Annotated in this window: 11 protein-coding genes; 8 read left to right on the top strand and 3 right to left on the bottom strand. The window is 72.7% G+C overall.

Going from position 1 to position 8,458, the window contains the following annotated elements:
* Positions 1 to 67: 67 nt before the first annotated feature.
* The 4 genes from ACL02R_RS29755 (at position 68) to ACL02R_RS29740 (ending at position 2,718) form a co-directional block, all read left to right on the top strand.
* Positions 68 to 1,261 (top strand): GAF domain-containing sensor histidine kinase, encoded by a 1,194-nt coding sequence (locus ACL02R_RS29755; protein ID WP_412800069.1) that lies wholly within the window; start codon positions 68 to 70, stop codon positions 1,259 to 1,261.
* 1 nt (position 1,262) lies between these two features.
* Positions 1,263 to 1,901, top strand: coding sequence for a response regulator (locus tag ACL02R_RS29750; RefSeq protein ID WP_412800070.1), 639 nt, complete (start codon positions 1,263 to 1,265; stop codon positions 1,899 to 1,901).
* A gap of 194 nt (positions 1,902 to 2,095) precedes the next feature.
* On the top strand, positions 2,096 to 2,335 hold the full coding sequence (locus tag ACL02R_RS29745) for a chaplin (RefSeq protein ID WP_362966556.1): 240 nt from the start codon (positions 2,096 to 2,098) through the stop codon (positions 2,333 to 2,335).
* Between the two features lie 143 nt (positions 2,336 to 2,478).
* Positions 2,479 to 2,718: a chaplin gene (locus ACL02R_RS29740; protein ID WP_412800068.1), complete on the top strand. Its 240-nt coding sequence runs from the start codon at positions 2,479 to 2,481 to the stop codon at positions 2,716 to 2,718.
* 115 nt (positions 2,719 to 2,833) lie between these two features.
* On the opposite strand, the gene ACL02R_RS29735 is transcribed toward ACL02R_RS29740, so the two are convergent.
* Positions 2,834 to 3,628, bottom strand: coding sequence for a hypothetical protein (locus ACL02R_RS29735; protein ID WP_412800067.1), 795 nt, complete (start codon positions 3,626 to 3,628; stop codon positions 2,834 to 2,836).
* A 108-nt stretch (positions 3,629 to 3,736) separates the two neighbouring features.
* On the opposite strand from ACL02R_RS29735, the gene ACL02R_RS29730 reads away from it, so the two are divergent.
* The 3 genes from ACL02R_RS29730 to ACL02R_RS29720 all read left to right on the top strand — a co-directional run bounded on the left by ACL02R_RS29730 (position 3,737) and on the right by ACL02R_RS29720 (position 6,106).
* The gene (locus tag ACL02R_RS29730; protein WP_412800066.1) at positions 3,737 to 4,528 is read left to right on the top strand and encodes an ABC transporter ATP-binding protein; all 792 of its coding nucleotides are present in this window, start codon (positions 3,737 to 3,739) and stop codon (positions 4,526 to 4,528) included.
* A 133-nt stretch (positions 4,529 to 4,661) separates the two neighbouring features.
* Positions 4,662 to 5,084: an NfeD family protein gene (locus ACL02R_RS29725; protein ID WP_362966548.1), complete on the top strand. Its 423-nt coding sequence runs from the start codon at positions 4,662 to 4,664 to the stop codon at positions 5,082 to 5,084.
* A gap of 59 nt (positions 5,085 to 5,143) precedes the next feature.
* Positions 5,144 to 6,106, top strand: coding sequence for an SPFH domain-containing protein (locus ACL02R_RS29720; protein WP_412800065.1), 963 nt, complete (start codon positions 5,144 to 5,146; stop codon positions 6,104 to 6,106).
* Positions 6,107 to 6,196: 90 nt separating this feature from the next.
* Here the strand turns inward: ACL02R_RS29720 and ACL02R_RS29715 are convergent, their stop codons facing one another.
* Both ACL02R_RS29715 and ACL02R_RS29710 read right to left on the bottom strand, forming a co-directional pair.
* A complete protein-coding gene (locus tag ACL02R_RS29715; protein ID WP_362966544.1) occupies positions 6,197 to 6,715 on the bottom strand; it encodes an HNH endonuclease in 519 nt (172 codons plus the stop codon).
* Between the two features lie 188 nt (positions 6,716 to 6,903).
* Positions 6,904 to 7,443 carry a YbhB/YbcL family Raf kinase inhibitor-like protein gene (locus ACL02R_RS29710; RefSeq protein ID WP_412800064.1) on the bottom strand — a complete coding sequence of 180 codons (540 nt, stop codon included), beginning with the start codon at positions 7,441 to 7,443 and terminating at the stop codon, positions 6,904 to 6,906.
* A 93-nt stretch (positions 7,444 to 7,536) separates the two neighbouring features.
* Between ACL02R_RS29710 and ACL02R_RS29705 the strand changes: the two genes are divergently transcribed.
* Positions 7,537 to 8,223: a DNA-3-methyladenine glycosylase gene (locus ACL02R_RS29705; protein ID WP_412800063.1), complete on the top strand. Its 687-nt coding sequence runs from the start codon at positions 7,537 to 7,539 to the stop codon at positions 8,221 to 8,223.
* Positions 8,224 to 8,458: the final 235 nt, after the last annotated feature.

Here is an 8,458-nt window from a genome sequence, read left to right as displayed (position 1 = left end):
CCAGCGCCCTACGCGCCCCCTGCGCCCGCCCGATCCCGCCACCGCCCCGACGCGTTACGGTCGGTGCATGGCCCCCCGTACCGGACTGGCCGCCGTCAGCGCCGCGCTCCTCGCGATGAACCGCACCCTCGAAGTGCGGGACGTGCTCCAGACCATCGTCAGCAGCGCGCGCGACCTCCTCGGCGCCCGCTACGCCGCCCTCGGCATCCCCGACGGCAACGGGGGCTTCGCCCAGTTCCTCGTGGACGGCGTCAGCGACCGCCAGTGGAAGGCCATCGGCCCCCTCCCGCGCCAGCACGGCATCCTCGCCGCCATGCTCACCTCCGCCACCCCCGTACGCCTCGCCGACGTCCGCCTCGACCCGCGCTTCGGGGGATGGCCGTCCGCCCACCCCGAGATGTCCGACTTCCTCGGCATGCCCATCACGGACGACGGCGAAGTCCTCGGCGCACTCTTCTTGGCGGGAAAACAAAGGGGCCCGGCGGGAAGACAGCGGGGCCCGGCGGCACAACGGATCGGCCACCCGACGCCCGCCCCCGCCGACGGCTGCGCCTTCACCACCGAGGACGAGGACCTCCTCCGCCTCCTCGCCGAACACGCCGCCATCGCCCTGACCAACGCCCGCCTCTACGAGCGCAGCCGCGAGCTGACCATCGCCGACGAACGCGCCCGCATCGCCCACGAACTGCACGACGCCGTCTCCCAGAAGCTCTTCTCCCTCCGCCTCACCGCCCAGGCCGCCACCGCCCTCCTGGACCGCGACCCCGCCCGCGCGCGCCGCGAGCTGGGCCAGATCGCTGAGCTGGCCGCCGAGGCCGCCGAGGAACTGCGCGCCGCCGTCATCGAACTGCGCCCCGCGGCCCTGGACGAGGACGGACTCCTCGCCACGCTCCGCGCCCAGGTCAACGTCCTCGACCGCGCGCACCCGGCCCGCGTCACCCTCAGCTGCCAGGAGCCCCGCGCCCTGCCCGCCGCCCACGAGGAGGCCCTGCTGCGGGTCGCCCAGGAGGCTCTGCACAACGCGCTGCGGCACGCGGCGCCCGCCCTCGTCGAGGTCTCCGTCCGCCGCCGCGGCGGCGCCACCGTCCTGCGCGTCGCGGACGACGGCACCGGCTTCGACCCCGAAGCCGTACGGGCGCGGGGCCGCCACCTCGGCCTCGTGTCCATGCGCGACCGTGCCGCCGCGGTCGGCGGCACCCTGGCAGTCAGGTCGGCCCCCGGCGCGGGCTGCGTCATCGAGATGGAGGTGCCGGGTGGCTGACCTGGCGAAGGTGATCCGCGTCCTCGTGGTGGACGACCACCAGGTCGTGCGCCGCGGTCTGCGCACGTTCCTGGAGATCCAGGACGACATCGAGGTCGTCGGCGAGGCCGCCGACGGCCCGGCCGCCGTGGCGTGCGCGGAGGAACTGCGCCCCGACGTCGTCCTGATGGACGTCAAGATGCCGGGCGGCGACGGCATCGAGGCCCTGCGCAGGCTGCGCGAGCTGGACAACCCCGCCCGCGTCCTCGTCGTCACGAGCTTCGCCGAGCAGCGCACCGTCGTGCCCGCCCTCCGCGCGGGCGCCGCCGGGTACGTGCAGAAGGACATCGACCCGGACGCGCTGGCCGGCGCCATCAGGTCCGTGCACGCGGGGCACGTCCTGCTGGAGCCCGAGATCGCCGCCGCCCTGCTCGTCCAGGAGTCCCAGGGCGGCGGCACCCGGGCGGGCGCGCTGACCGAACGGGAGACGGAGGTGCTCGGCCTCATCGCCAGGGGCCGCTCCAACCGCGAGATCGCCCGCGCGCTCGTCCTGTCCGAGAAGACCGTCAAGACACACGTGTCGAACATCCTGATGAAGCTGGACCTCGCCGACCGCACCCAGGCGGCGCTGTGGGCCGTACGTCATGGGCTGTCCGACTGATCCCCGCCCCGGCGGGGCAGCACCCCGTTACCCCATTCGGCCCTGTCCCACCAAACCCGGGAGCCCCTCCGGGCTGAGATTCATACGGTCGTGTGGATGTCACCCGTACGGCGCACCCTCCCGGGCGTGGCGCCGTTCTCCATGGCGAGCCGCGGCGGCTGGCCGCGGCGAACGTGCGAGGAAGGTCAAGAGAAGTGAAGAACCTGAAGAAGGCCGCCGCCGTCACCCTGATGGTCGGCGGGATCGCCGCCACCGCCTCCGGCGTCGCCTCCGCCGCCTCCGACGCGACCGGCGCGGCCGTGGCCTCCCCGGGCGTCGTGGCGGGCAACGAGGTGCAGGTCCCCGTGCACGTCCCGGTCAACGCCACCGGCAACTCCGTGAACGTCATCGGTGTCCTCAACCCGGTGTTCGGCAACCACAGCGTCAACTTCTGACGGACGCCGCCTCGGACGCGTTGGGCCGATCGTGCGTAACGGGCCCCGAGCCCGTGCCGTGCCTTCGGCCCGCGCGTTGTGCAACACGTGACTCCGTGCCCAAGGAGTCGCGCGCACAGCAACGTCCAAGAGGAGCACAACCCATGAACACTGCCAAGAAGGCCGCCCTCGTGCTGGCCGCCGCCGGTGCCGCCATCGGTGCCGGCGCGGGTTCCGCCGCCGCCGACGCGGAAGCCGCCGGCAAGGCGGTGAAGTCCCCGGGTGTCATCTCCGGGAACGTCATCCAGGTCCCGGTCGAGGTCGCCCCGAACGTCGTGGGCAACTCCATCAACGTCATCGGGATCCTGAACCCCGCGTTCGGCAACGTCGGCGTCATCGACTGACCTCGTCACGACGGACGACACGACGCAGCCGACAGGCAGCTGACACGAAGGCCCCCCGGACCCAGGTCCGAGGGGCCTTCCCCGTCCCCGCCCCGTCAGCCCCTCTGCCGCACCGCTAATCCCGCTGCCGCTCCCACGACTCCGCGTACGCGTTGTACGCCGCCACCCGCGCCCGCCGCGCTGCCCGCTCCACCGGCCGCAGCAACCGGTCCCGCTCCGCGATCTGCCCCGCGCTCACCGCACCCGGCGCCATCCCGTCCGGCTCCACCGCGATCGCCACCAGCGCACCGACCCGCTGCGCCAGTTCGAGCACCCGCACCGCGCGCACCGGGTAGCCCGGCGCCAGCACCTGGCGCCCCCGCTCCATCCGCGCCCGGTACGCCGCCAGCCGCGCCTGCGCCACCGGCCCCGCCCCCGCCACGTCAAGACGCGCCAGCGCCTCCGTCGCGTCCCGCAGCACCTCGGCCAGCTCCCGTTCCGCCTCGCCGAGCGACGGCACGTCGGCCCCGGGCGCCTGCCGCACCGGCAGACACCGCCACACCACCTCGGTCAGCACGTCACCGGCGGGCCCCGCCTCCTTCACCTCGGGCACGAGACCCAGCGGAGCGCCCGACGCGAGCACGGCCTCGCCGGCCGCGAGCGCCGCCGCGTTGAACTCCGGCGGCCCGCTCAGCCCCAGCGGATGCCCCGGCGCCGGCAGCGCGATCCGCAGCCCGTACACCCCCTGGGCCCGCATCCGGCCGAGCGCGAGCGTCAGCCCGACCGGCCCCGCCTCGCCCGGCAGGCCGACGACGCGGTGCACCGTGTCGTCGCCCACCGCGCGTGACGCGGCGTCGTCGGGCGCCACCTGTCCGGCGAACAGCGCATTGCCCCAGGCGGCGAGCCGCCCCGCACGAGGTTCGATGAGCATGCCCTCTACCTTAGAGAAGAATGCCCAACAACCCTCCTGACGACAGGGCGCGGGAGGCGGTGGCGTAGGTTTTGACTGACAGCGACTGCAAGGGGAGAGACCGCGCGCATGAGCGATGTACTGGAGCTGGTGGACGTATCCGTGGTCCGCGACGGCCGGCCCCTGGTCGAGAAGGTCTCCTGGTCGGTCGCCGAAGGCGAACGCTGGGCCATCCTCGGCCCCAACGGCGCGGGCAAGACCACCCTGCTCAACGTGGCGTCCAGCTACCTCTACCCCACCTCGGGCAGCGTCCGCATCCTCGGTGAGGAGCTGGGGCACGTCGATGTGTTCGAACTGCGCCCCCGCATCGGCATGGCGAGCAGCGCGCTCGCCGACAAGCTCTCCCGCCGCGCCACCGTCCTCCAGACCGTCCTCACCGCCGCCTACGGCATGACCGTCAGCTGGCAGGAGAGCTACGACGAGATGGACGAACGCCGCGCCCGCGCGTTCCTCGACCGGCTCGGCATGAGCGGCCACCTCGACCGCAGGTTCGGCACCCTCTCCGAGGGCGAGCGCAAGCGCACCCAGATCGCCCGCGCCCTGATGACCGACCCGGAACTCCTCCTGCTCGACGAGCCGGCCGCCGGACTCGACCTCGGCGGCCGCGAGGACCTCGTCCGCCGTCTCGGCCGCCTCGCGCGCGACCCGTACGCCCCGTCGATGATCATGGTCACGCACCACGTCGAGGAGATCGCCCCCGGCTTCACGCACGTCCTGCTCGTCCGCCAGGGCCGGCTGCTGCACGCGGGACCGCTGGAGACGACCCTCACCTCGGCCAACCTCTCGCACTGCTTCGGCCTGCCCCTCGTCGTCGAACGCCAGGGCGACCGCTGGACCGCCCGCGGCCTGCCGCTCGGCTGATCCGCCCGCCCATCCCCGCTTCCTCCCGCCCGCCCATCCCCGCTTCCTCCCACCCGCCCATCCCCGCTTCGTCCCGGCCCGTTCCCGGGACGAGGCCTGTTCGCGACCCGGTCACCCGCTCTACCATGACCCCGTGGACTTCTGGGTGTGGTGGCTCGTCGCCGCCGGCGGATTCGCGATCGTCCTCGTCCTGACCGCCATGCCCGAGCTGGGCATGCTCGCCGCCGGTGCCGTCGCCGGTGCCCTCGCCGCGGGGGTCACCGACAGCATCGCCGTGCAGGTGGTCGTCTTCGCCGTCGTCTCGACGGCCCTGATCCTCGTCGTCCAGCCCATCGCCCGCCGCGCGCGTGGCGGTTCCCCCGCGCTCAGCAGCGGAGTGGACGCCCTCATCGGCAGGACCGCGGTCGTCCTCGTGCGCGTCACCGGCAGCGGAGGCCGCGTCAGACTCGCCGGCGAGGAGTGGTCGGCCCGCGCGCTCGGTGAGGACGACGTCTACGAACCGGGAAGTCAGGTCAGCGTAGTTGAGATCGACGGGGCCACCGCCGTCGTGATGTGATGGACCGGTCACTTCATCGACAATCATCCCAACTCATCTAGACGCAGGGGGAGTACACGATGGGACCCATCATCATCGTGCTGGTGGTCCTGGTGGTGCTGGTCGTCATCGCGCTCGTCCAGACCATCCAGGTCATCCAGCAGGCGAGCGCGGCCATCGTCGAACGCTTCGGCCGTTACACCAGGACGCTGAACGCGGGCCTCAACATCGTCGTCCCGTTCATCGACCGCATCCGCAACCGCATCGACCTGCGCGAGCAGGTCGTCCCGTTCCCGCCCCAGCCGGTGATCACGCAGGACAACCTCGTCGTCAACATCGACACGGTCATCTACTACCAGGTGACCGACGCGCGCGCCGCGACCTACGAGGTGTCCAACTACATCCAGGCCATCGAGCAGCTGACCGTCACCACCCTGCGCAACATCATCGGCGGCATGGACCTGGAGCGCACCCTCACCTCCCGCGAGGAGATCAACGCGGCCCTGCGCGGCGTCCTCGACGAGGCCACCGGCAAGTGGGGCATCCGCGTCAACCGCGTCGAGCTGAAGGCGATCGAGCCGCCCACCTCCATCCAGGACTCGATGGAGAAGCAGATGCGCGCCGACCGCGACAAGCGCGCCGCCATCCTCCAGGCCGAGGGTGTCCGGCAGTCCGAGATCCTCCAGGCCGAGGGCGCCAAGCAGTCGGAGATCCTGCGCGCCGAGGGTGACGCCCGCGCCGCCGCGCTCCGCGCCGAGGGCGAGGCCCAGGCCATCCGCACGGTCTTCGAGGCCATCCACGCGGGCGACGCCGACCAGAAGCTCCTCTCCTACCAGTACGTCCAGATGCTCCCGAAGATCGCCGAGGGCGACTCGAACAAGCTCTGGATCGTCCCGAGCGAGCTCGGCGACGCCCTCAAGGGCCTCGGCGGCAACATCGGCCGCTTCACCAACCCGGGCGGCAACGGCGACGGGACCGGCGGGAACGGCGACGGCCCCAGCTTCGACAAGCCCCCGACCCGCGAGCAGCCCCGCATCGAGTGACGGCGCCCCTGCCGCCGCACATCACGACGCCCGCCCCTCCCGTACAGGAGGAGCGGGCGTCGTCATGCGCGGTACGTCCCGCCGGCCCGCCTAGGCCGAGGCCGCGCCCTCGGTCGCGAGCAGCCAGTCCGGCAGCGCGTCCCCGTCACGCGCGCCGACCGCCAGCAGCAGCGCCGCCGCCGGAGTCGGCTCGAACGGCTGCGTGAGCAGCCGCATCCCCGCCTGGACGGGCGTGCGGTTCGCCTTCCGCTGGTTGTCCTCCGAGCACGCGGCCACCGTGTTCAGCCAGGTGTCCCCGCCCCCCTGCGAACGCGGCACCACATGGTCGATCGTGGTCGCACGCCGCCCGCAGTACGCGCACCGGTGCCGGTCCCTGACCAGGACACCGCGTCTCGACCACGGGGCCCGTTGTCGGAACGGCACCTTGACGTACCGCCGCAGTCTGATCACCTGCGGCACCGGCAGGTCCACCGCCGCCGCGCGCACCCGCAGACCGGGATGCGCCTGCTCCACCACCACCTTGTGCTGGACGACCAGCACCACCGCACGACGCAGCGACACCGTCGTCAGCGGCTCGTACGTCGCGTTGAGCACCAGGGTCTGCCGCACCCCGCCCACCTCCCGTTCCCTCCCCGCCCCGCCGGCGGCTGGCACCACTGTCCCCCCGCCGAGCAGGCCCGACAATGCATTTTGCGCGTGGAGAACCACGCACAGGAGAGCTACCCGCCCGCGCGGCGGAACAGAGAGGCGAACAGAAGGTGACGCGGGACCGTTACGGGCCGGACACGGCCCCGCGGTCAGTCCCCGGCCGGGATCTCGTACTCACCCACGAGCTGGGCGCGCGCGACGGTGTGGAAGCGCAGGTTGAAGCCGACGAACGCGGGGGAGGCGTCCTGGTCGGGGCCGAGCCGCTCGCTGTCCACGGCGTAGACCGTGAAGACATAGCGGTGCGGCCCGTCCCCGGGCGGCGGGGCGGCGCCCCCGAAGTCGCGCGTCCCGTAGTCGTTGCGCGCGTGCACGGCGCCGGGCGGCAGGGCCGCGAAGTCGCCGCTCCCCGCACCGGCGGGCAGCTCGGTGACCGTCGCGGGGATGTCGAACACCACCCAGTGCCAGAACCCGCTGCCGGTCGGCGCGTCCGGGTCAAAGCAGGTCACCGCGAAGCTCTTCGTCTCCGGCGGGTAGCCGGACCAGCGCAGCTGCGGCGACACGTTCCCCGCCGCGTACACCTGCGCGTCCTTCAGCCGCGCGCCCTCCCTGACGTCGTCGCTCTCCACCGCGAACGCGGGCACCGGCGGGTGGAAGTCATGGGGAAGGGGACGCCTCCGTGGATCGGACATTACGGACCTCCTCGTCGCGTGGCGCTGTCTCCCGGCTAGCCTAGTCAGCCGCCCGCCCCCTTGATCGTCCGATCGTCCGGAGACACCGCACCCGTGAACCGCACCCCGGCCACCGCGTCCGACCCGGCCACACCTCTGCCGCGCGCGTTCTTCGACCGGCCCGTCCTCGACGTCGCGCCCGACCTCCTGGGGCGCGTGCTGGTCAGGACGACACCCGAGGGGGAGATGCGGGTGCGCCTCACCGAGGTGGAGGCCTACGCGGGCGAGATCGACCCGGGAAGCCACGCCTACCGCGGTCGGACGTCCCGCAACGCGACGATGTACGGGCCTCCCGGCCACGTCTACGTCTACTTCACCTACGGCATGTGGCACTGCATGAACCTGGTCTGCGGACCCGAGGGGCACGCGAGCGGGGTCCTGCTGCGGGCCGGGGAGATGGTGGAGGGCGCGGACCTGGCCCGCGCGCGGCGGGTGTCGGCCCGTAGGGACGCCGAGTTGGCGAAGGGGCCGGCCCGTCTGGCGACGGCCCTGGGCGTGGACCGGCTCCTGGACGGCTCGGACGCCTGCGGGGACGACCCGGCCTCGCCGTTCCGCGTGCTGACGGGCACTCCCGTGAAGCCGCGGCTGGTCAGCGCGGGTCCGCGCACCGGCGTGGGCGGCGAAGGGGCCGCCCATCCCTGGCGGTTCTGGATCGCGGGCGACCCGACCGTGAGCCCCTACCGGGCACACCAGCCACGTCGTCGGCCGACGAGACTTGACGCCGCTGCCGGGGAGTCGTAACGTAGGTCGAGTCGCCTGAAGCGGGACACAGTGGAAAGCGGTCGTCACGACCCTCTGCCCGTGTCCGGTAGGCGACAACACCTCAGCAGAAAACCTCCCTGACCGGGCCTTTTCGTGGTCCCCGGAAGTAATTCCGGGTGCTCTGAAATCCACCGGCCGGGACCGGATTAGGAAATGATCCGGGGGTCCGCTAAGGTGGTGAACACCGAAGGGAAGCGCCCGGAGAGAACCCGAA

This window comes from Streptomyces sp. MS19 (assembly GCF_047200595.1).
GTDB lineage: Bacteria > Actinomycetota > Actinomycetes > Streptomycetales > Streptomycetaceae > Streptomyces.
Note: the sequence above shows the minus strand (reverse complement) of the source record. Positions and strands in the feature narration are given on the sequence as shown.